16 protein-coding genes and 1 rRNA gene are annotated in these 21,851 nt (G+C 41.7%); 8 read left to right on the forward strand and 9 right to left on the reverse strand.

What is annotated here, in order from left to right:
• From FZC79_RS12900 to dnaA, 9 genes are all read right to left on the reverse strand, one after another.
• Nucleotides 1-456: ribosomal RNA gene (locus tag FZC79_RS12900) — 16S ribosomal RNA — on the reverse strand; the annotation flags it as partial.
• Between the two features lie 350 nt (nt 457-806).
• Complete coding sequence (locus tag FZC79_RS12905; protein WP_148947199.1) at nt 807-1,895, reverse strand: HD-GYP domain-containing protein; 1,089 nt, start codon at nt 1,893-1,895, stop codon at nt 807-809.
• A gap of 139 nt (nt 1,896-2,034) precedes the next feature.
• On the reverse strand, nt 2,035-4,581 hold the full coding sequence (gyrA, locus tag FZC79_RS12910) for a DNA gyrase subunit A (protein ID WP_148939489.1): 2,547 nt from the start codon (nt 4,579-4,581) through the stop codon (nt 2,035-2,037).
• 158 nt (nt 4,582-4,739) lie between these two features.
• Nucleotides 4,740-6,656 (reverse strand): DNA topoisomerase (ATP-hydrolyzing) subunit B, encoded by a 1,917-nt coding sequence (gene gyrB, locus FZC79_RS12915; protein ID WP_148947289.1) that lies wholly within the window; start codon nt 6,654-6,656, stop codon nt 4,740-4,742.
• 53 nt (nt 6,657-6,709) lie between these two features.
• Nucleotides 6,710-6,970: an extracellular matrix regulator RemB gene (remB, locus tag FZC79_RS12920; protein WP_148947200.1), complete on the reverse strand. Its 261-nt coding sequence runs from the start codon at nt 6,968-6,970 to the stop codon at nt 6,710-6,712.
• A gap of 9 nt (nt 6,971-6,979) precedes the next feature.
• Complete coding sequence (recF, locus tag FZC79_RS12925; RefSeq protein WP_148939487.1) at nt 6,980-8,098, reverse strand: DNA replication/repair protein RecF; 1,119 nt, start codon at nt 8,096-8,098, stop codon at nt 6,980-6,982.
• Between the two features lie 14 nt (nt 8,099-8,112).
• Entirely contained in the window at nt 8,113-8,334 is a 222-nt protein-coding gene (gene yaaA / locus FZC79_RS12930) for a S4 domain-containing protein YaaA (protein ID WP_148947201.1), read from the reverse strand.
• 250 nt (nt 8,335-8,584) lie between these two features.
• On the reverse strand, nt 8,585-9,721 hold the full coding sequence (dnaN, locus tag FZC79_RS12935) for a DNA polymerase III subunit beta (protein WP_148947202.1): 1,137 nt from the start codon (nt 9,719-9,721) through the stop codon (nt 8,585-8,587).
• 372 nt (nt 9,722-10,093) lie between these two features.
• Nucleotides 10,094-11,440, reverse strand: a complete 1,347-nt coding sequence (dnaA, locus tag FZC79_RS12940) for a chromosomal replication initiator protein DnaA (protein WP_148947203.1) — start codon at nt 11,438-11,440, stop codon at nt 10,094-10,096.
• 1,165 nt (nt 11,441-12,605) lie between these two features.
• On the opposite strand from dnaA, the gene rpmH reads away from it, so the two are divergent.
• From rpmH to noc, 8 genes are all read left to right on the forward strand, one after another.
• Nucleotides 12,606-12,740 carry a 50S ribosomal protein L34 gene (gene rpmH, locus FZC79_RS12945; protein ID WP_006837292.1) on the forward strand — a complete coding sequence of 45 codons (135 nt, stop codon included), beginning with the start codon at nt 12,606-12,608 and terminating at the stop codon, nt 12,738-12,740.
• A 303-nt stretch (nt 12,741-13,043) separates the two neighbouring features.
• Nucleotides 13,044-13,415, forward strand: a complete 372-nt coding sequence (rnpA, locus tag FZC79_RS12950; protein ID WP_148947204.1) for a ribonuclease P protein component — start codon at nt 13,044-13,046, stop codon at nt 13,413-13,415.
• 165 nt (nt 13,416-13,580) lie between these two features.
• Nucleotides 13,581-14,354, forward strand: coding sequence for a YidC family membrane integrase SpoIIIJ (gene spoIIIJ / locus FZC79_RS12955; protein WP_148947205.1), 774 nt, complete (start codon nt 13,581-13,583; stop codon nt 14,352-14,354).
• Entirely contained in the window at nt 14,351-14,974 is a 624-nt protein-coding gene (jag, locus tag FZC79_RS12960; protein ID WP_148947206.1) for an RNA-binding cell elongation regulator Jag/EloR, read from the forward strand. The genes spoIIIJ and jag overlap by 4 nt, the downstream gene beginning before the upstream one ends.
• A 1,399-nt stretch (nt 14,975-16,373) precedes the next feature.
• Entirely contained in the window at nt 16,374-17,759 is a 1,386-nt protein-coding gene (gene mnmE, locus FZC79_RS12965) for a tRNA uridine-5-carboxymethylaminomethyl(34) synthesis GTPase MnmE (RefSeq protein WP_148947207.1), read from the forward strand.
• A gap of 153 nt (nt 17,760-17,912) precedes the next feature.
• Entirely contained in the window at nt 17,913-19,802 is a 1,890-nt protein-coding gene (mnmG, locus tag FZC79_RS12970) for a tRNA uridine-5-carboxymethylaminomethyl(34) synthesis enzyme MnmG (protein WP_148947208.1), read from the forward strand.
• A gap of 63 nt (nt 19,803-19,865) precedes the next feature.
• Nucleotides 19,866-20,582, forward strand: a complete 717-nt coding sequence (gene rsmG, locus FZC79_RS12975; RefSeq protein ID WP_148947209.1) for a 16S rRNA (guanine(527)-N(7))-methyltransferase RsmG — start codon at nt 19,866-19,868, stop codon at nt 20,580-20,582.
• A 169-nt stretch (nt 20,583-20,751) separates the two neighbouring features.
• Nucleotides 20,752-21,624, forward strand: a complete 873-nt coding sequence (gene noc, locus FZC79_RS12980; protein ID WP_148947210.1) for a nucleoid occlusion protein — start codon at nt 20,752-20,754, stop codon at nt 21,622-21,624.
• The last annotated feature ends 227 nt before the right edge of the window (nt 21,625-21,851 follow it).

Genomic DNA, 21,851 nt, shown 5'->3' on the forward strand with positions numbered 1-21,851 from the left:
CTTCCCTAACAACAGAGCTTTACGATCCGAAAACCTTCATCACTCACGCGGCGTTGCTCCGTCAGACTTTCGTCCATTGCGGAAGATTCCCTACTGCTGCCTCCCGTAGGAGTCTGGGCCGTGTCTCAGTCCCAGTGTGGCCGATCACCCTCTCAGGTCGGCTACGCATCGTTGCCTTGGTGAGCCGTTACCTCACCAACTAGCTAATGCGCCGCGGGTCCATCTGTAAGTGGCAGCCGAAGCCGCCTTTCCACTTTTCCTCATGCGAGGAAAAGAACTATCCGGTATTAGCCCCGGTTTCCCGGAGTTATCCCAGTCTTACAGGCAGGTTACCCACGTGTTACTCACCCGTCCGCCGCTGATTTCAGGGAGCAAGCTCCCATCAATCCGCTCGACTTGCATGTATTAGGCACGCCGCCAGCGTTCGTCCTGAGCCAGGATCAAACTCTCCGAAAGAAGTTTGACTTGCTCATTTGCTATTTTTAAAGTATTAGCAACTTTGTAAGAAACATGTTCTTACTAGATTTACGTTGACGTTTTGAGTTGTTTAGTTTTCAATGTTCAATGTGCGCTTGTCGTAAGCGACTTATATAATATAACATTCATCTAGTTATAATGTCAATAACTTTTCAAAAAAAAGTTTCAGCCGGCTTTTTGCCAACGAGATTCATTATACATTTACCATCATGAGATTACAAGAAAAAATTATGATTTTACAGGTGAAATAAACTCTCACTTATCTTGAAGCATTCTCCATTAAAAAGAAACGAACCAGCATCCGGCTGATCCGCTTCGAATTCTGCAGATTAAGAAAGTACTTCTTCTATAAATAAGTCTCTTCTCTTCGCAAGATCCAAAATCGTCTCTGTTTCCTTCATCTGTAGTAGCGGACGGGTTGGATTTTCTCTTGTTATGAACATGACTTCCCCAGCTTCTCCGTTGGATAAACGGATTTCTGTACCGATGGTAAGGTCTGAGATGATATCCATAAGCGCCTGAACCGCCTGGATGTCATACTTGCCAAAATGGTCTTCCTTTATTTGCTCCAGCACCTGGAATGGCAGCTGTCTGCTCCTATAAACCCTCTCAGATGTCATTGCATGGAATACATCCGCAACTGCGATAATTTTTGAGAATTGGTGGATTTTTTCTTTGTTCTCTCCTGTTGGATAGCCGCTGTCATCCATTCTCTCATGATGTTGAAATATGGCTAGTTTTGTTTCAGGTTTCAGGAGGTTGATATCTTTCACCATTTTATAACTATATACTGGATGCATCTTGATTTCTTTGAATTGAGATTCTGACAATGCTGTCTCTTTACTAAGGATGGATGCAGGGATTTTGGCCATCCCGCAATCGGCCAGCACCCCGGCAAGAGTCACTTGGATTTTTTTTCCGTTATCCATTCCGAGCCTCTTGGCAATCAACCCGCTCAACAGGCCAGTGGCCAGTGGATGATGATAGATATAATCCTTTTTAGAAGTATATTGGTGGAGGTGGGCAACATTACTTGGGTTTTCCTCCACAAGCTCCAGCAAAGGCAGGATGATGCTTCGGATTTTTGAAATGGAGACAGACATTCCAGATTGCCAGTTTTGGAATTCCCCTTTGAACTCCTGAACTTTAATCAGATATAAATTCAGGAAGTCACCATTTTGCCTTAGAGGCTTTGTTGTTCTTTCCTCTTCATCCTCTACTGCTTGTACAGGAGAAAACGGGGTTCCGTCTGCTTTAATCCTTTCAACAGATATTTCTTCGATATTAAATGAGTGCAATACTTTAATATGGATATCTTTGATGACCGTTTTCTTAGGTATGATGGGTAAGGAAGTCATTCCCCAAATATCCTGATTAAGAATGCAGCCTTCTTCTGCCTCTTGTATCTTGATTTTCATTATTTCACCTCTGTCCAGCGTTCATTTCTTTATTTTACCAGACAATTAACAATCTTCGCACCGTTTTTCTTAAGCATTTCATACATTAATGATGCTGAAAATAAAAAATCACTCCCCGGAAAGGAGAGTGATTACTGTTTTATTCGTTACTGCTCTCGTTATCATTATCGTTTGCGTTCTCTTCAGAGGTTTCCTCTGTGACTCCATCAGCCGATTCTTCTGTCAGATCAACAGGGATCTCTTCTTCTTCTTTTTCTTCGTCCTTCTCGACTTTCGCCACTGTAGCAACTGAACTGTTTTCATCTAAACGGATCAGCTTCACACCCTGTGTGTTACGGCCTGTTGTCGAGATATCATTGACATCCATACGGATCAGTACGCCGTTAGCTGTAATCAGCATAAGGTCTTCTTCACCAGTTACAGCTTTAACAGAAATTAACTCACCGTTTCTTTCAGTGATGTTGCAGGTTTTCAAGCCTTTCCCGCCGCGTGTTTGAATACGGTACTCCTCTGCTGGTGTCCGTTTACCGAATCCTTTTTCCGTAACGACCAGGACATCGTCTTTCTCTTCAAGGATTTCCATGCCTACCACAATATCGTCAGAATCAAGATTGATTCCTTTTACCCCGGTAGCTGTACGCCCCATTGAACGCACATCTGTTTCAGGGAATCGGATCAGCATTCCTTTTTTGGTTCCGATAATCATATCTTTGCTTCCATCCGTCAGCTTAACGGAAATGAGTTCATCATTTTCCCTTAAATTGATCGCGATCAGGCCATTGGTTCTGATGTTAGCGAAGTCAGAGACTGGTGTACGCTTTGATATTCCCTGCTTTGTAGTGAAGAACAGGTACCAGTCATCAACGAACTCTTCTATACGAATCATTGCATTGACCCACTCACCTTTGTCGACACCCAGCATGTTGATGATTGGAATCCCCTTAGCCGTTCGGCTGAACTCAGGAATCTCATATCCTTTTGCTTTAAACGCCTTTCCTTTGTTTGTAAAGAAAAGGATCGTATCGTGTGTGGATGTGGTGAGAAGATGTTCAACAAAATCATCTTCATTCGTACCCATTCCCTGAATTCCGCGGCCGCCGCGTTTCTGGCTGCGGTAGGTGGAGACTGGAAGACGTTTGATATATCCATTATGAGTCAGTGTAAGGATGATATTCTCGCGTGGAATCAAATCTTCATCCTCAATCTGCTCAATGCCTCCCGCCACAATTTCAGTACGGCGTTGGTCATTGAAGCGCTCTTTGATCTCATTCAATTCTTCACGGATGATTTCCAATACCTTTTCCTCATCAGCAAGGATTGCTCTTAATTCTGCAATCAGCTTAAGAAGCTCTTGATACTCGTTTTCAATCTTATCTCGTTCTAAACCAGTCAAGCGCTGAAGACGCATATCGAGGATTGCTTGAGCTTGTTTCTCAGAAAGAGAGAAGTTCTCCATTAAGCCTTCCCGCGCAATGTCAGTTGTTTGAGAGCCGCGGATCAAAGCGATGATTTCATCGATATGGTCAAGGGCTATACGCAAGCCTTCCAAAATGTGCGCACGCGCTTCGGCCTTCTTCAGTTCGAACTCGGTTCTTCTGCGAATGACCACTTTCTGGTGCTCTAAATAATGATAGAGACACTGCTTTAGATTAAGTACCTTCGGCTGCCCATCTACAAGGGCAAGCAGGTTGATTCCGAAACTCGTCTGCAATGCCGTTTGTTTGTAAAGGTTGTTCAGAAGGACATTGGCATTGGCATCTTTGCGGACTTCAATGACGATCCTCATTCCGTTTCGGTCGGATTCATCGCGAAGGTCTGTTATGCCGTCAATCTTTTTATCTCGAACCAGGTCAGCAATTTTTTCAATAAGCTTTGCTTTATTGACCTGATACGGAATCTCCTCGACGATAATCGTTTCTTTACCGTTCGCCTTTGTCTCGATTCTTACTCTAGCTCTCATAGTGATGGAGCCTTTACCTGATTCGTATGCTCGGCGGATTCCGCTTCTGCCGACGATCATTCCCGCTGTAGGGAAATCAGGGCCTGGAATATAATCCATCAGTTCCTGGATTGTGATTTCCGGGTCATTGCTCAGTGCAAGAAGGCCGTCAATCACTTCACCCAGCTGGTGAGGCGGGATATTGGTGGCCATACCTACAGCGATCCCTGAGGAACCGTTCACCAACAGGTTCGGAAAACGTGCAGGCATGACAATTGGTTCACGTTCTGAACCATCATAGTTATCTCTATAGTCGATTGTATCTTTGTTGATATCACGGATTATTTCCATTGAAATCTTGGACATTCTGGCTTCTGTATAACGCATGGCTGCTGCTGAATCTCCATCGACAGATCCGAAGTTCCCATGGCCGTCTACAAGCATATAACGATAGTTGAAATCCTGTGCCATACGCACCATCGTATCGTATACAGCTGTATCACCATGCGGGTGATACTTACCGATTACTTCGCCGACGATACGGGCAGATTTCTTATAGGCTTTATCAGATGTCATTCCCAGGTCGTTCATCGCATATAAGATTCTTCGGTGTACGGGTTTTAGACCGTCCCGTACATCCGGCAATGCCCGGGAAACGATAACGCTCATGGCATAATCCAGGAAGGATGTACGCATTTCATGGCTAATATTAATTTCTTTTACATTAGAACGTGGTGTTTCCGCCATAATAGAAGGGACCTCCTTTTAAAAGGTATTTTAGCTACCTATGTCCGCTTTTGTTTCTTAAGTTTCTTAGTGATATACTGCCGTCTTCATACTCTCGATTGAATAGGTCCTTATGTAAAAGACAGGATAGAAAAAGATGCTTCTATCCTGCTGAGGAATTAAACGTCCAGGTTTTTCACATATGCAGCATTGTCTTCAATAAAGTTTCTGCGAGGCTCTACTTTATCCCCCATAAGCATCTCGAAGGTTTCGTCCGCTTCGATTGCATCTTCCAGGCTTACCTGCAGAAGGGTCCTGAATTCAGGATCCATTGTGGTTTCCCAAAGCTGAGTGGCATTCATCTCTCCTAAACCTTTATAACGCTGAATTCCCGGTTTAGGCTGCGCAGGCAGCTGTGCCAGTGCCTCTTCCAGCTGTTTATCTGAATAGACATAGTCTATCTTTTTACCTTGCTTGATCTGATACAAAGGCGGCTGGGCGATATAGATATAACCAGCTTCAATAATCTGTCTCATATAGCGGTAGAAGAATGTCAGCAGCAGCGTACGAATATGCGCTCCATCAACATCCGCATCTGTCATAATGACGACTTTTTGATAACGCGCCTTTGAGATGTCAAAATCTTCGCCGATTCCAGTACCAAGTGCAGTAATCATCGCACGTACTTCGTTGTTGGAAAGGATTTTATCAAGTCTTGCTTTCTCAACGTTGATGATCTTTCCTCTAAGAGGCAGGATCGCCTGGAAATGGCGGTCACGGCCCTGTTTGGCCGATCCGCCTGCTGAGTCACCCTCAACTATATAGATTTCACTGATTTTGGGATCCCTTGAAGAACAGTCCGCCAGTTTACCAGGCAGGCTTGATACTTCCAGGGCACTCTTTCGGCGGGTGAGTTCACGCGCTTTTTTCGCAGCAAGCCTTGCTCGTGCTGCCATTAAGCCTTTGTCGACTACTTTTCGGGCGACCACAGGATTTTCAAGCAGGAATGATTCAAAGTGCTCAGAGAACAAAGCATCTGTTATCGTTCTTGCTTCCGAGTTCCCAAGCTTTGTCTTTGTTTGTCCTTCAAACTGGGGATCAGGATGTTTGATAGAGATAATGGCAGTGATCCCTTCACGGACATCTTCACCAGAAAGATTGGCATCACTTTCTTTATATAAATTATTTTTTCGGGCGTAATCATTGATGACACGGGTCAGGGCAGTCTTGAATCCCGATTCGTGTGTTCCGCCTTCATACGTATGAATGTTATTGGCAAATGAGTAAAGGTTGCTCGCGAAACCATCGTTGTACTGAAGGGCTATTTCCACAGAAATGTTTTCTCTTTCACCCTCAATGAAAATCGGTTCTTCATGGATGACTTCTTTTGTCCGATTCAAATGTTCGACATAGGACTTGATTCCACCCTCATAATGGTACTCATTACTTTTATCTTCGACACGCTTGTCTTCGATGACAATCCTGATTCCTTTGTTAAGGAAAGCAAGCTCACGAAGACGATTTGCTAAGATGTCATATTCATATTCTCTTGTTTCCGTAAAGATCTCAGGATCCGGTTTGAAGTGGATGATTGTTCCTGTTACATCGGTTTCTCCTGTCACTTTTAAATCAAAACTTGGAGCGCCTTTTTCGAATTTCTGATAATGGATTTTTCCGTCACGGTGGACGAATACTTCCAGTTCTGTCGACAGGGCGTTCACGACAGAAGCACCTACTCCATGGAGACCGCCTGAAACCTTATAACCGCCGCCGCCGAATTTACCGCCGGCATGAAGGACGGTCATGATGACCTCAACAGCAGGCCTTCCCATTTTTTCGTGGATGCCAACCGGGATTCCACGTCCATCATCGCGGACCGTAATGCTGTTGTCTTCTTCAATTGTTACTTTGATTTCGGAACAGTAACCTGCAAGGGCTTCATCGATACTGTTATCGACGATTTCCCAAACCAAGTGATGAAGTCCTCTGGAGCTGGTGGAACCAATGTACATTCCGGGACGTTTCCTTACCGCTTCCAAACCTTCTAAAACCTGTATCTGATTCTCATCATAAGATTGTCTTTGTTCTTGTTCCATTGTCAAACCAATTCACCTACACTTCCTGTGCATATATATATTATTCATTCTCACTATCTATTTAAAAGATTGTCATGAGTATTCCATTTTCTCGAACGCTTCTTCAATGTGGTGGATGCCAATGGTGAAAGATACAACTGGTCTACGGTGACCACTAGAGACTTATATGTACCTTTTGCCAGGTTGCTCGTCTGTTTTTCTTTCTTTTTAAGAAATAATTGCATTTCCTCTGAAAATTGAACAGTATCCTTGTCTATTATTGCAACAATTTCATCTGTTCTTACCATCACATCTTCCCCAACATGAATATACATGGAAACACCTCACTTCACTCTCTTGATCTGACCGGCTTCAACTTCAAATGTTGTGGCCTCATTCAACGTCTGATGATCGATGCCGTCCACATTGGTCGTTGTGACAAAGGTCTGCACCTTGCCTTGAATAGTATTGAGTAAATGGGACTGCCTGAAGTCATCCAGTTCAGACAATACGTCGTCCAGTAAAAGAATCGGGTATTCTTTAATTTCTGAATGAATCAGTTCGATTTCAGCGAGCTTCAGAGAAAGGGCCGTGGTCCGCTGCTGGCCTTGAGATCCGAAAGTCTGGACATCCCTGTCATTGACAAAGAATTGCAGATCATCCCTGTGAGGACCGGCAAGAGTCACCCCTCTATCTATTTCACGCTGTCGTATAGAATTAAATTTGTCCTCTAGTATTCCTACCATTTTCGACCAATCTTGATCTTCGCATACATCTATGGACGGTTTATATTGAATATCCAGGGTTTCAATGCCTCTGGATATCCCTGAATGGATGGGACGTGCCCATTCTTGCAGAAGCTTGATAAAGTCAAATCGCTTGCGGATGATTTTCCCCGCTACTTCAATCAGCTGTTCTGTCAAAACGTCGAGCATCGTCTCATCTTTCTGCTTTTTAATCTGCAGCATCTTCAAGTAATGATTGCGCTGCTGAAGGATCTTTTGATACAAAGCGATATCATGCAAATAGACAGGTGATACCTGCCCGATTTCCATATCAATAAAACGGCGCCTCACTTGAGGGCTCCCTTTCACTAAGTGGAGATCCTCAGGCGCAAACATGACGACATTCATATTTCCTACATACTGACTCAATTTCTTCTGTTCAATATGATTGGATTTGGCTTTCTTGCCCTTTTTGGAAATCACCAATTCAAGAGGGATAGAGCCATTATATTTTTGTATCCTGCCTTTTATTTTAGCATATTCCTCATCCCAGCGTATTAAATCTTTATCATTTGATGTACGGTGGGATTTTGCCATTGCCAAAACATAAATCGACTCCATGATATTGGTTTTTCCCTGGGCATTTTCTCCCAATATAACATTCACACTGTTTTCAAATGTGATATCAATGGAGTCATAGTTTCGATAGTTTTTGAGCTGAATTTCTTCAATGTACATAAACAGTCATCCTCTTATTCTTCGTCAGAGATGATGAAAGCCCCATTTTCCTCTATTTCAACTTTGTCTCCAACCCTCAATTTTCTTCCTCTTCTTTGATCCTGTTCTCCGTTAACAAAGACTGCATGTTCACTCAGGAACCATTTAGCCATTCCTCCTGATTGAATCAGTTCAGCCAGCTTCAAAAACTGGCCCAAAGTTATATATTCAGTATCAATGGTAATTCTCTTTTCCATGATAGATCACTACTTTCCGGCATAATATCTAATTATTTTATTTTACTATATTTTCACCTTAATACAAAACACAACCTGCAAATGCTTTTGGAGAAGGCGCTTCGGCACTTTAAAGCGCTGAAAGGGACAGTCCCTCTTAGTGGTTTAACGTGTTAAAGCTGACTGTCTTGCTGCTTCCTAAATGAAAAAGCGACTGGCTGCATAACGGAAGATGTTGTTAGTCAGCCAGTCGGTTCATATACTTTTTGAATTAATATGTTCTTACAGGCAGAATCAACTGCAATATAGAGTCGTCATGGAGAGGCTTGATAACGAACGGTCTCATTGCTCCTGTAAAATCAATATGGATTTCTGTTCCTTCCAATGCTTTTAGAGCATCCATCATATATTTGGCACTGAAGGAAATCTTCAATTCTTCTCCCTCATTCGATTGGCTTTGAACCTGCTCGATGACTTTCCCGATTTCTGGAGTATTGGAAGAGATTTCGATTACGCCGTTTTCTACCGTCGATAATTTAACGACATTATTTCTTCCTTCTCTAGCCAAAAGAGAAGCACGGTCAATCGCCTGGAGAAATTCTTTTGTTGCCAGTACCAGCTCTGTTTTGCTTTCATTTGGGATCAAACGGCTTGTATCAGGATAGTTGCCTTCTAATAGTCTGGAGAAAAACAATAAGTGTTTTGCCTTGAACAGTACTTGATTATCAGTAATGACAATCTCCACTGGTTCAGAATTATCATCGAGAATCTTGCTAAGCTCCGTCAAACTTTTCCCTGGAATCACGATATTGTATTCATTTCCATTATCGTTTTCAAGTGGAGCCTTTCTCATCGCAAGACGATGGCTGTCTGTTGCAATACAGGAAAGTTCCCCATTTTCCACCTTCCAGTTTACACCTGTCAAGATGGGGCGTGTTTCTGAGGTGGACACTGCGAATACCGTTTGTCTTACCATGGTCTTAAGCAAGTCAGTTGGTACCTTGAAAGCATTTCCTTCCTCAATCTGCGGGAGATGTGGATATTCTTCTGGATCAAGTCCATTTAAATTAAATTCTGCTTTCCCTGAGCGGATCACTGTTTGCAAATGGTTTTGAACTTCAATTTCGACTGTGTCCATGGGAAGTTTTTTAACGATTTCGCTGAAGAACTTCGCTTGCAGCACAATTCCGCCTGTTTCAAAAACCTCTACGATTTCATTTCCTTCTTCCTCTTTTGGGATAAAAGATTCAATGGAAATATCGGAGTCGCTTCCTGTCAATGTGACTCCTTCATCATTAGCTGTTATTTTGATCCCCGTTAGAATTGGAATCGTTGTTCTGGATGTGACAGCTTTCATGACATCCCCGACACTCTGTACGAGATTGTCCCTTTGGATAACAAATTTCATTATCTTTTCCTCCAGTTTGAACATAATTTTTTTACTGCTGCATATACTAATATATTTATTAAAAAAATAGTACTAGTAGTAATAGGGCCTGTTAGTATGTGGATAAGTGGGAAAAACGAAAGGAAACACAGCCTATCCACATGTGGACAGACTGTGTGCAAACATAGCAAAGTTATTAACAGTATTCAGGATAACTCTCTATTAACTTTTTGGTGTTTTATATGGTTTTTTCTCAAAATCTGCTTTTGGAAAAAAAGGATTTCCGCTCCAAAGGCACGACTACGGGCAGCTAGCGCTGGGACCAGGCCCACCGGCCAGTGATGATCGCACTTCTTCTCTTCAGAATCTGCTGATTAAGAGGGCATAAAGCAGTTAACTTTTTAAAACATCCCTGATCTCTTTCAACTGATGCTGAAAAGCTGAATCAGCTCCAAGCATTTTAGAGATTTTTTCATGTGCATGAATGACGGTCGTATGGTCCCGTCCCCCGAATTCTTCTCCAATTTTCGGAAGTGAAAAATCAGTCATTTCTCTAGATAAATACATTGCAATCTGTCTCGGGAAGGCAATGGATTTAGTGCGCTTTTTCGCTTTGAAATCCTCCAGCTTTATATTGAAATGTTCACCGACCACTCTTTGAATATCAGCGATTGTGATCACTTTCGGTTTAGAACTTGGAATGATATCTTTCAAAGCTTCGGCAGCCAGATCGGCATTGATGTCTTTGTTGATTAACGATGAATAGGCCACAACCCTGATCAAGGCACCTTCCAGTTCACGGATGTTGGAATCGATTTGGTTAGCGATATAGAGCATGGCTTCATTAGGAATATCCAATCCTTCCGCTTTTGCCTTCTTCCGCAGGATCGCAATCCTTGTTTCCAAGTCAGGAGGAGTGATATCTGTAATCAGTCCCCACTCAAACCTTGAACGGAGCCTGTCCTCAAGTGTCGGAATCTCTTTTGGAGGCCGGTCACTCGAAATGACGATCTGCTTGCTTTCTTCATGCAAAGTGTTAAAGGTATGGAAAAACTCTTCCTGAGTCTGTTCTTTCCCTGCAAGAAATTGAATATCATCGATTAAAAGGACATCAACACTGCGGTATTTGTTCCGGAAATCAACGGCTTTATTGTCACGAATGGAATTGATGAATTCATTCGTAAATTTCTCAGAAGATAAATAAACCACTTTTGCAGCCGGATTATGCTCAAGGACATAATGTCCGATGGCATGCATCAAGTGGGTCTTCCCAAGTCCTACTCCTCCGTAAATGAACAACGGGTTATATGCCTTCGCGGGCGCTTCGGCAACAGCCAGTGATGCAGCATGTGCAAAGCGGTTACCGGATCCGATAACAAAGGTGTCGAACATATATTTAGGGTTAAGCATATTTTGATGAAACTCCTGGCTGTCGTCGTTATCAGCGACTTTCTTTGGAGGTACAGGTATATCAAATTCTTCCGGTTCCTGGTTCTGCGGAATAATAAATTTAACAATGAGTTCTTCGCCTGTAATGTCCAATAGAACACCGGAAATTAATTGAGAATACCTTCCTTCAAGCCAATCCCTGGCAAATTCATTGGGAGCGGTGATGATAAGTGTATCTCCTTGTATGGAATGAGCTTTAGTAGACTTCAACCAAGTATCAAAACTGGGTTTGCTGATCTTTTTCTCTATGTTCGAGAGGGCTTTATTCCACAAGTCCCCTATATTCTCCAAACTGGTCCCCTCCTTTTCCTCTAAGAGTATGTACAACGATTGTACAGCCTGACTCTCCGATAAAAGTTTATTATTAATAAAAATACAATACTATGAATGTGGAAAAATATATAATAAGGAAGAAAAACGGTTATTCGACAATATCCACCTTATGTGGACAACCTTTTACAAAGGCTCTGTACAAACTATCCACAAGTTATCCACCAACTGTGGATAACGTATTTTACCAACAATAGCAATTCAGAGTGAAAACACAATAATCATATCAGAATATCCTTGCGGTTGCAATGACTTTTAAACTTTATCCACAATAGCCTGTTCTTGTTGAAAAAACTTTTCCACAGGGTATTTATTTGTGAAAAAGGTGTCAATATGTGCTGTGGATAGATAATTTTCGTGTCGAAAAATATCCACAGGCTGTGTGGAGTCCAGTTTGGTATCGAAAAAGTACAACATGAATCAGACCATTTTAAAATAGAAGATTTGTTGAAGAAGTTGAAATGACTGTCTTGAGATTTGGTTCACTAATGGAAAAAAAATTGTGAATTCCCCTTTATCAGAGATCAGCATAAAAATCGGGATGGCATGTCCAGGTTGAATTTAAGTGAGGATTTGAAAAGCATAGTAAAAAGCAATAACACTTAAGAGAAGACAAGAGCAAAATAAAGAGGGAGAAGAAACTGGGTCTTTGAATTGATGAAATATAGCATATCATCTATTAACTGACTGTTTGCTTCTATACAAAGGTGCAAGAGACGTGAATACCTCCTTAGATATGAAAAATTTCCTTGGGAAACAAGAGAAGGAAGGACAAAAGTATGGACTCCACTTTTCAATCTTCTTTGGCTGCAGTCAAAATCAAACTCAAACTCAAAAGCCTGATATTCCCTTTGGTTTTAATTGAACTGGGAGCAGCAGCTCATTAAAATATGTGAAAACAATCTTTTTCAAAATTCACCTTGAAGAGCGGCAGAGTTTATCATAGGAGCCTTAAACAATGAAGCAAAGGGGAATATATATAGATTTAAATTTGTCCTAATAAAAGCATTACAGCCTTGCAAAAAATTAAAAGAGGTGGTATTGACAATTTATGTCCCTCTCTTTATAATTGAAAAGACTGTCTTTAACCTATAATTTTATCCATTCCTTTAGGGAGGTGTCATATATGAAAAGAACGTTTCAACCAAATTCTCGTAAAAGAAGCAAAAACCACGGTTTCCGTGCACGTATGAGCTCAAAAAACGGCCGTAAAGTTCTAGCTCGCCGTCGTCAAAAAGGAAGAAAAGTATTATCTGCCTAGGCCACTGAATTTATCAGTGGTCTTTTTTCAAGGCTCTTTTCGTAAATTTTTTGGCTATTTGACTTTTATTTCGAAAGAGAAAGCCAGAATGAACCAGGAAATTAAGAGCAAATAGCATTAGTGTGCTGGGTTATCCGAAAGCAGCCATTGAATCAGACCGGGTATAAATCTTCTTATAATAGAGAAAAAAGGTAACAGGGTTGCGAAGTTAATGTTTAAATGAACCTTTAAAGCCGATCTCACTGGAAAAAAGGGTTCCAAACTTGAATGAACTGATTTACTTTAGAAATAGCAGGTGGGTAAATGCGAAAAGAACAGCGAGTGAAGAAAAACAGTGAATTCCAAGAGGTATTCAAGAAGGGAACCTCAATTGCTAACAGACAGTTCGTTTTGTACAGACTCAAGAAAGAAGAACAGAAATTCTTCCGAATAGGTCTTTCTGTCAGCAAGAAGATTGGAAATGCTGTTGTCCGTAATCAAGTTAAACGATATATTAGACAGGTCTTTCTGGAATTGAAAGATGATGTCAAGGATCAGTATGATTACGTTATTATCGCCAGGAAACCGGCGGCCGATATGGATTTTCATGAAATAAAGAAAAGCTTGATCCATGTTTTAAAGAAAAGCAAAGTGCTGGATAGCAAGCAGCATGCACAGTTTGACAAAAGGAAATAAAAAATCGTAAGAACTTTGACAAGTTTCTACAGCATAGGGGAAGTAAAAGATGTTACAATATCCCTGTGTTTGCACCAGTTCCGATAATTGAAATTCAGATGATCGGATTTTCTTTATGGACAAGCCAGGTTGTCCGGATAAAAAGTTTTAGGGAGGAAGTAGAGGGTGAAAAAGAGATTTTTAGCCGTGCTTGTCATGATTGGACTTGTTACTGTCCTGTCGGGGTGCATGGAATATAACCAGCCGATCACAGAGGAGAGTTCCGGATTTTGGAATGAATACATTGTGTATCCTCTTTCTTTATTGATTACAAAAGTATCCGAATTTTTTGATGGAAGTTATGGATTAGGAATCATTATCGTTACACTTATTATTCGTTTAGCGATTCTTCCATTAATGATTAAACAGACCAAAAACTCCAAAGCCATGCAGGCGCTTCAACCAGAAATGCAGAAACTGCGTGAAAAATACAGTTCAAAAGATGCAGAGACACAGAGGAAACTGCAGCAGGAAACAATGGGGCTATTCCAGAAACATGGTGTCAACCCATTAGCAGGTTGTTTTCCGCTAATTGTCCAAATGCCGATTTTGATTGGTTTTTACCATGCCATAAGCCGTACCGAAGAGATTAAAAACCATACATTCTTATGGTTTGACCTTGGTCTGCCGGATCCATTTTATCTTCTGCCGCTTATCGCTGGTGCTACGACTTTCATACAACAGAAAATGATGATGGCAGGAACAGCAAACCAGAATCCACAAATGGCTATGATGCTTTACATTATGCCAGTCATGATTATCATCTTTGCCATCAACTTCCCGGCAGCACTTTCTCTATACTGGGTTGTTGGTAACTTATTCATGATCGTTCAAACCTACTTCATCAAAGGGCCGGACTTGAAACAGGCCGCAGCGAAAAGCGCGGGAGCTAAAAAGTGAGAGAAGTAACAGCTACTGGTCCATCGGTCGAAGAAGCAGTGGAATCTGCATTAGCTCAATTGAACATCAGTAGAGAACAAGCAGAAATTGAAGTGAAGGATGAGGGGAAAAAGGGATTTTTCGGTCTTTTTGGAACCCGTCCTGCCACGGTTTTTGTAAAAAAAATCAACAACCCGTTTGATGAGGTAAAGAAATATTTGATTTCCGTCAGTAATATGATGGGAATTGATGTTGAAATAGACATTAAAGTAGATGGCCGTCATGCCGAGTTTCAACTTGCAGGTGAGAAAATCGCTTTGTTAATTGGAAAAAGAGGCCAAACATTGAATTCACTTCAACATTTAGCCGGACTTGTAGCCAATCGATATTCAGAACAATTCCTCACAGTCGTGCTGGATGCAGAAAATTACCGCGAAAGACGCAGGCAGACACTCGCCAGCTTAGCGGAAAGACTCGCAGAAAAAGCGGTAAGAACGAACCGGAAAGTTTCATTGGAACCGATGCCCTCCTATGAACGAAAAGTAATCCATTCTGCTTTGGTGAGATCCAAAAAGGTGGAAACCTTCTCGGAAGGCTCTGAGCCAAACCGCTACATTGTTATAGAACCCAAAAGAAAATAAGTGACTTCCATCCAGGCTGGTTATCAGCCTGGATTTTTTTTGTTTAGCTCTTTTCGTAAACTTTGTTGTTATTTCGGACTAATTCCAAAAAATAACCATAATTCACCGAAATAACTTCATAACCAGGAAAAGAAAAGAGCTGCTCTCTTAGATTTGAGAAAAAACCTTAGTATACGGGGATATCTGAAAGCAACAATATATCCGAATACAGCTTTTTGTTTTGGAGTTTCAGTCAGCCATTTGCCGCCAGTTCCTTTAGAATCCTGGTGTTTGTTAACCTAAACACTTCAATTCCGTATAGTTTGAGAGCATGTTCCCCAGTATCCCGTTAGTGATAAAACAGCGGCACCATTCCTCTATCCTAGGGTTATAAAGTACTAAACGCCTTAAACACCACAAATGTTTCTCAGCAAAAAATGTGAACTCTTTCTATCCTTAATCGGTTTCTTATTACGGCTCAAAGTACAAGGATTAGCTTCCTCCTTTGAAGATGGGCTCGCCAGAAAAGATCACAAGCGCTCTTTATTAGGCATGATCCTCTCTAAGTGCTGGAGTTAATGCTGTATAAACACTCTTTTTACAGCACTATCTCTCTAATTCCTGGAGTTAATGCAGTATAACCGCTCTTTTTACGTCATCATCTCTTTAAGTGCTGAATTTAATGCTGTATAAACACTCTTATTACAGCATCATCTCTCTAATTCCTGGAGTTAATGCTGTATAAATGCTCTTTTTACGTCATCATCTCTTTGAGTGCTGGATTTAATGCTGTATAAACGCTCTTTTTATAGCACTATCTCTCTAAATCGTGGATTTGATGCAGTATAACCGCTTTTTTTACAGCATCATCTTTCAAATCTATGGAGTTGATGCAGTATAACCGCTCTCTTTACAGCATCATCTTTCAAATCAATGGATTTGGTGCTATATAAACACTCTTCTTACAGCACTCTCTCTCTAAGCCCCGGATTTGCTGCTGAATAACCGCTCTCTTTACGGCATCTTATCTCTGACTCTTAGATTTCAATCTGTATAGCTGCACTGGGAGACAAATCGGCTGCAGTTAAAAAAGGACTAAAAAAACGAAGTGTTTTAAACAAATACAAAAAACGTTCTGATTCGCTTTATTGTTATTCACATGTGGATAAGTTAAAATGAGAGAATGAGGAAAATGTCTTTGTGGATAAATATAAACCTGAACTTTTTTATCTATGAAGAGTATGATATTCTAATCATTTAGAGGATGAACGATACGCCTATAAATAAATCACTACGATATAGATATTTTACCGATGGAATGGCTAAGTTAGTAAAAAGCCATCCCGGATTCTTTCGTGTGTTCAAAATTAATAGTTGAGCACGAGACAGGAATAAGAGATTAAGAAAAGAGGTGAGAGAGATGGAATTCGATACGATAGCAGCCATTTCTACTCCGATGGGAGAAGGTGCGATAGCAATCGTTCGTTTGAGCGGTGACCAGGCCTTCGATATTGCGGACAAAGTCTTCAAAGGAATCAAAGGTGATTCGGTCCACGATGTGGCTTCCCACACAATCAACTATGGACATATTGTCGATCCTTCTACTGGTGCCGTTGTAGAGGAAGTCATGATGTCGGTCATGAAAGGCCCTAAAACCTTCACCCGTGAAGATATTATCGAAATCAATTGCCATGGCGGCTTGGTTTCAGTTAATAAAGTTCTTCAGCTGGTGCTGAAATCCGGCGCTCGTTTAGCAGAACCCGGAGAGTTCACTAAAAGAGCTTTCCTTAATGGACGAGTTGATTTATCTCAAGCTGAGGCGGTAATGGACTTAATTAGAGCGAAAACGGACAGAGCCATGAATGTTGCGCTTAACCAGATGGAAGGCCGGTTGTCTAAGCTGATCCGGAAGCTTCGTCAGGAAATTCTCGAGACGCTTGCCCATGTGGAGGTAAACATCGACTATCCGGAGTACGACGATGTCGAAGAGATGACCCATGGCGTTCTGCTGGAGAAATCAAAATATGTACGTGCAGAGATAGAAAAGCTTCTGCGAACGTCCGAACAAGGAAAAATCCTTAGAGAAGGACTTTCCACAGTCATTATCGGAAGACCGAACGTAGGAAAATCTTCATTGCTCAACAGCCTCGTTCATGAAAACAAAGCGATTGTGACAGATATCCCTGGAACAACACGCGATGTAATCGAAGAGTACGTAAATGTGAGGGGAGTTCCGCTCCGTCTTGTTGATACAGCTGGAATCCGCGAGACCGAAGATATTGTGGAAAGAATCGGTGTCGAACGGTCAAGGCAGGTTTTGAAAGAAGCCGATTTAATCCTGCTTGTGCTGAATTACTCTGACGAATTTACTCATGAAGATGAACAATTGTTTAAAGCAGTCGAAGGAATGGACGTAATTGTCATCGTCAACAAAACAGATCTTCCTCAGAAAATTGATATGGATAGAGTGAAGGAACTGGCATTACAGCATGCGATTGTTACAACTTCCTTATTGGAAGAACAGGGAATCGATGAGTTGGAAGAAGCCATATCTTCACTGTTCTTCGCAGGGTCACTTGAAGCGGGGGATATGACCTATGTATCCAACAGCCGCCATATTGCCCTATTAAATCAAGCGCATAACAGCATAGATGAAGCAATCAATGGAGTCGAAATGGGGACTCCAATCGATATCGCCCAGATCGATTTAACAAGAACATGGGAACTCCTTGGTGAGATCATTGGGGAAAGTGTTCATGAGAGCTTGATCGATCAGCTTTTCTCTCAATTTTGCTTAGGGAAATAACCGTTGCCCCCATCATCTTGAGAAAAGGTGTGGTAAAAAAACTGTTACCTTTAGATAGCAGTAAAGTTCACGAACAGGGACATAAGATAGAACGACTTACTTTAATAAAGTTTTAAAAATAGAAGTACCAACATTAAGGAGGAAACGAAAACGATGCAATATGAAGCAGGACAATTTGATGTCATCGTTATCGGTGCGGGCCATGCAGGTGTAGAAGCCGGACTGGCAGCTGCAAGAATGGGTGCCAAGACCATGATGATTACAATCAATCTAGATATGGTTGCATTCATGCCGTGTAACCCGTCAGTAGGCGGACCCGCAAAGGGAATCGTGGTCAGGGAAATTGACGCACTAGGTGGAGAAATGGGGAAAAATATAGATAAAACCCACATCCAGATGCGTATGCTGAATACGGGAAAAGGACCTGCCGTACGTGCTTTAAGAGCTCAGGCAGATAAATTTTCTTATCAGCATGAAATGAAGAAAACAATTGAAAATGAACCGAACATGACACTTCTGCAGGGAATGGTCGAAAGCCTTATCATTGAAGATGGCGAGTGTAAAGGTGTGGTAACTCAAACAGGCGCTGGTTACCGTGCGAAAACGGTTGTCATCACTACCGGTACTTTCCTTAGAGGTGAAATCATCCTTGGAGATCTTAAATATTCAAGCGGCCCGAATAATCAGCAGCCATCCATCAAACTTTCTGAGCATTTACAGGAGCTTGGGTTCGATATGGTCCGTTTCAAAACGGGAACTCCACCGCGGGTAAACAGCAAAACAATCGATTATTCAAAAACAGAAATACAGCCGGGCGATGAAGTTCCTCGGGCATTCAGCTATGAAACAACACAATATATCACAGATCAGCTGCCTTGCTGGTTAACGTATACCAATGCCGAAACACATCAGCTGATTGATGACAACCTGAGCCGTTCCCCTATGTACTCAGGGATGATCAAAGGGACAGGGCCGCGCTACTGTCCATCCATTGAAGATAAAGTTGTCCGTTTCCATGATAAACCTAGACATCAAATCTTCCTTGAGCCTGAAGGAAAGAACACACAAGAAGTGTATGTTCAAGGACTATCAACAAGTCTTCCGGAAGATGTGCAGATGAAAATTCTTGCAACCATCCCTGGACTGGAAAAAGCACAGCTGATGAGAGCTGGATATGCAATTGAGTACGATTCCATTGTGCCGACGCAGTTATGGCCGACACTGGAAACAAAGAAAATCAAAAACCTTTATACAGCAGGACAGATTAATGGTACATCTGGCTACGAAGAAGCGGCTGGACAAGGCTTGATGGCGGGTATTAATGCTGCTTGCCGTTCCTTGGATAAAGAAGAGGTCATTTTAGATCGTTCAGACGCTTATATTGGGGTGCTGATTGATGACCTCGTGACAAAAGGCACCAATGAACCCTATCGTCTTCTGACTTCACGTGCGGAATATCGTCTGCTGCTCCGCCATGACAATGCAGACCTTCGCCTCACAGAAATCGGCCGCAAAATCGGTCTCATTCATGAGGAGCGGTATGAACGTTTCCTGACGAAAAAGGCATCGATTGAGGAAGAAAAAGAGCGGTTGAGTACAATCAGGCTGAAGCCAAATGAAGAGACGCAAAATGTAATCAAAGCAGCCGGCGGAAGTGAACTGAAAGACGGCATCCTGGCATCCGATCTGCTTCGACGCCCAGAAATGAACTACAGCCATATCAAATCTTTGATTCCAAGAGAAGTATCTTTAACTGAAGACATTGAAGAACAGGTAGAAATTCAGATTAAATATGAAGGCTATATTGAGAAATCGCTGCAGCAGGTCGATAAAATGAAAAAGATGGAAAACAAAAAAATCCCTGATTTCATCGATTATGATGCCATCAACGGCCTTGCATCTGAAGCAAGACAGAAACTAAAAGAAGTCCGTCCTTTATCATTGGCCCAAGCTTCAAGGATTTCCGGCGTAAATCCTGCAGACGTTTCAATTTTGCTTGTGTATATTGAACAAGGAAAAATTGCTAAGGTATCAGCTGAATAATAGAAGAAGCCGTGGCTCTTTTCCTTATCTGCCGAAAAGAGTTTTAAAGGAAGGATTGAATCAATGAATATTTCTCAGTTTACAGAAAAGTTGAGCGAAAAGGGCATCAACCTGACATCAAAGCAGCTCGCCCAGTTCCAGCAATACTATGAAACGCTTGTTGAATGGAACGAAAAGATGAATTTAACTGCCATCACTGATAAAGAAGAAGTGTACTTGAAGCACTTTTATGATTCTATTACCGCTGCCTTTTACCTGGATTTCAACCGGGAAATCCGGGTATGCGACGTGGGTGCCGGGGCTGGGTTTCCTAGTATTCCTCTGAAAATATGCTTTCCGCAAATAGAAGTGAATATTGTGGACTCCCTGAATAAGCGGATCACTTTCCTTAATCACTTAGCTGAGAAGCTTGAACTGGAGAATACCTATTTTTATCATGACCGTGCCGAGACGTTCGCCCAGAAACCGGAGCATCGGGAACAATACGACCTGGTAACCGCAAGGGCTGTGGCCAGGATGTCTGTGTTAAGCGAATTATGTCTTCCGTTAGTGAAGAAAAATGGGACTTTTGCTGCGATGAAAGCAGCCAGTGCTTCCGAAGAGATGAACATAGGAAAGAAAGCAATCACAACTTTGGGTGGGGAACTGGAGGAAGTCCATTCTTTTCAGCTTCCGATAGAAGAAAGTGAAAGAAACATCATTGTTATTCAGAAAGTGAAGCCGACACCTAAGAAGTATCCGCGTAAACCTGGAACACCTAATAAGCTTCCGTTAGAGTAACATCCGTTAAAAGCTATGTGCATCAACCGGTTCCTGTATATGAATTTGATTGTACATTAATTGAAAATAGTGTCGATTAATATCTGATAAACGGTCAAAGTGATTGCAGGAACTTGTCATATGATAGAGAATAGTAAATAAGGGAGTTCCTTAAAGGTGGTGTAGGAAGATGAAGCATCCTTTCTCTCGTTTTTTTGGCTTAGGAGAAAAAGACCAGGGTACTGATCAGGAGATGGAAGCTGCTGTCAGCGAAGTGAATGATAGAGATGAAGTAAAGAATATTCCAATTTCCAGTATAGTCCCTAACCGTTTTCAGCCAAGAACAGTCTTTAACGAAGAGAAGATTGAAGAACTATCGAGAACGATTCATACTCACGGAATCATACAGCCGATTGTCCTGCGGCAAAGCGATGAAAATCAGTATGAAATTATTGCAGGGGAGCGCCGGTTCCGGGCAGTTCAAATGCTTGGCTGGGAAACTGTACCTGCTATTATTAAAAATATGTCTGATACAGAAACAGCTTCTGTTGCATTAATAGAGAATTTGCAAAGGGAAGAGCTTTCTCCGATCGAAGAGGCTGTTGCCTATGGCAAACTGCTTGAACTTCATAATTTAACCCAGGAGGCCCTTGCACAGCGCCTTGGAAAAGGGCAATCCACTGTTGCCAACAAGCTCAGGCTCTTAAAGCTGCCTGAAGAAGTACAGGAAGCCGTCCTGGCCAAGCAAATTACAGAAAGACATGCGAGGGCGCTCATCCCTCTTAAAAAGAAGGAAAAACAGGTGATTCTGCTTCAGGAAATCATTGAGAAAAACCTCAATGTCAAACAAACTGAAGACAGAGTGGATAAAATGCTTTCTGAAGGTGAAGAAAAGCCGAAGCCAAAGCGCAAGGCCTTCAGCAAGGATATGAGAATTGCGGTCAACACGATCCGCCAATCGCTGTCCATGGTTTCCGACAGTGGAATCAATCTTGATTCCCAGGAAGAAGAGCATGAAGAATACTATCAGTTCACTATAAAAATACCTAAGAAAAAGCAATAATAATATCTATTAATCTGCTATAGCATTATTCCTATATTCATAGATATCTATTGTGCTGAGTTTTTCACCCTTTACTTCCAAAAAATGAGTTGTTATTAAGGTGTTTTCTTATACTCAAGGGGATTGAGCGGAAATCACTTGCTTCTTTGCAGCATTAAGTATATACAAACAGCACAATAGATTCTTTCAGTGAGAAACAGTTAAATGGTTTCTCACTTTTTGTATGC

Source organism: Rossellomorea vietnamensis, from assembly GCF_008180615.1.
GTDB lineage: Bacteria > Bacillota > Bacilli > Bacillales > Bacillaceae_B > Rossellomorea > Rossellomorea vietnamensis_D.

Coding starts and splice junctions, on each gene's coding strand:
- FZC79_RS12905 (WP_148947199.1), bottom strand. CDS start 1,895: ATGAAAATCAAGATACAAGAGGCAGAAGAAGGCTGCATTCTTAATCAG.
- gyrA (WP_148939489.1), bottom strand. CDS start 4,581: ATGGCGGAAACACCACGTTCTAATGTAAAAGAAATTAATATTAGCCAT.
- gyrB (WP_148947289.1), bottom strand. CDS start 6,656: ATGGAACAAGAACAAAGACAATCTTATGATGAGAATCAGATACAGGTT.
- remB (WP_148947200.1), bottom strand. CDS start 6,970: ATGTATATTCATGTTGGGGAAGATGTGATGGTAAGAACAGATGAAATT.
- recF (WP_148939487.1), bottom strand. CDS start 8,098: ATGTACATTGAAGAAATTCAGCTCAAAAACTATCGAAACTATGACTCC.
- yaaA (WP_148947201.1), bottom strand. CDS start 8,334: ATGGAAAAGAGAATTACCATTGATACTGAATATATAACTTTGGGCCAG.
- dnaN (WP_148947202.1), bottom strand. CDS start 9,721: ATGAAATTTGTTATCCAAAGGGACAATCTCGTACAGAGTGTCGGGGAT.
- rpmH (WP_006837292.1), top strand. CDS start 12,606: ATGAAAAGAACGTTTCAACCAAATTCTCGTAAAAGAAGCAAAAACCAC.
- rnpA (WP_148947204.1), top strand. CDS start 13,044: ATGCGAAAAGAACAGCGAGTGAAGAAAAACAGTGAATTCCAAGAGGTA.
- mnmE (WP_148947207.1), top strand. CDS start 16,374: ATGGAATTCGATACGATAGCAGCCATTTCTACTCCGATGGGAGAAGGT.
- mnmG (WP_148947208.1), top strand. CDS start 17,913: ATGCAATATGAAGCAGGACAATTTGATGTCATCGTTATCGGTGCGGGC.
- rsmG (WP_148947209.1), top strand. CDS start 19,866: ATGAATATTTCTCAGTTTACAGAAAAGTTGAGCGAAAAGGGCATCAAC.
- noc (WP_148947210.1), top strand. CDS start 20,752: ATGAAGCATCCTTTCTCTCGTTTTTTTGGCTTAGGAGAAAAAGACCAG.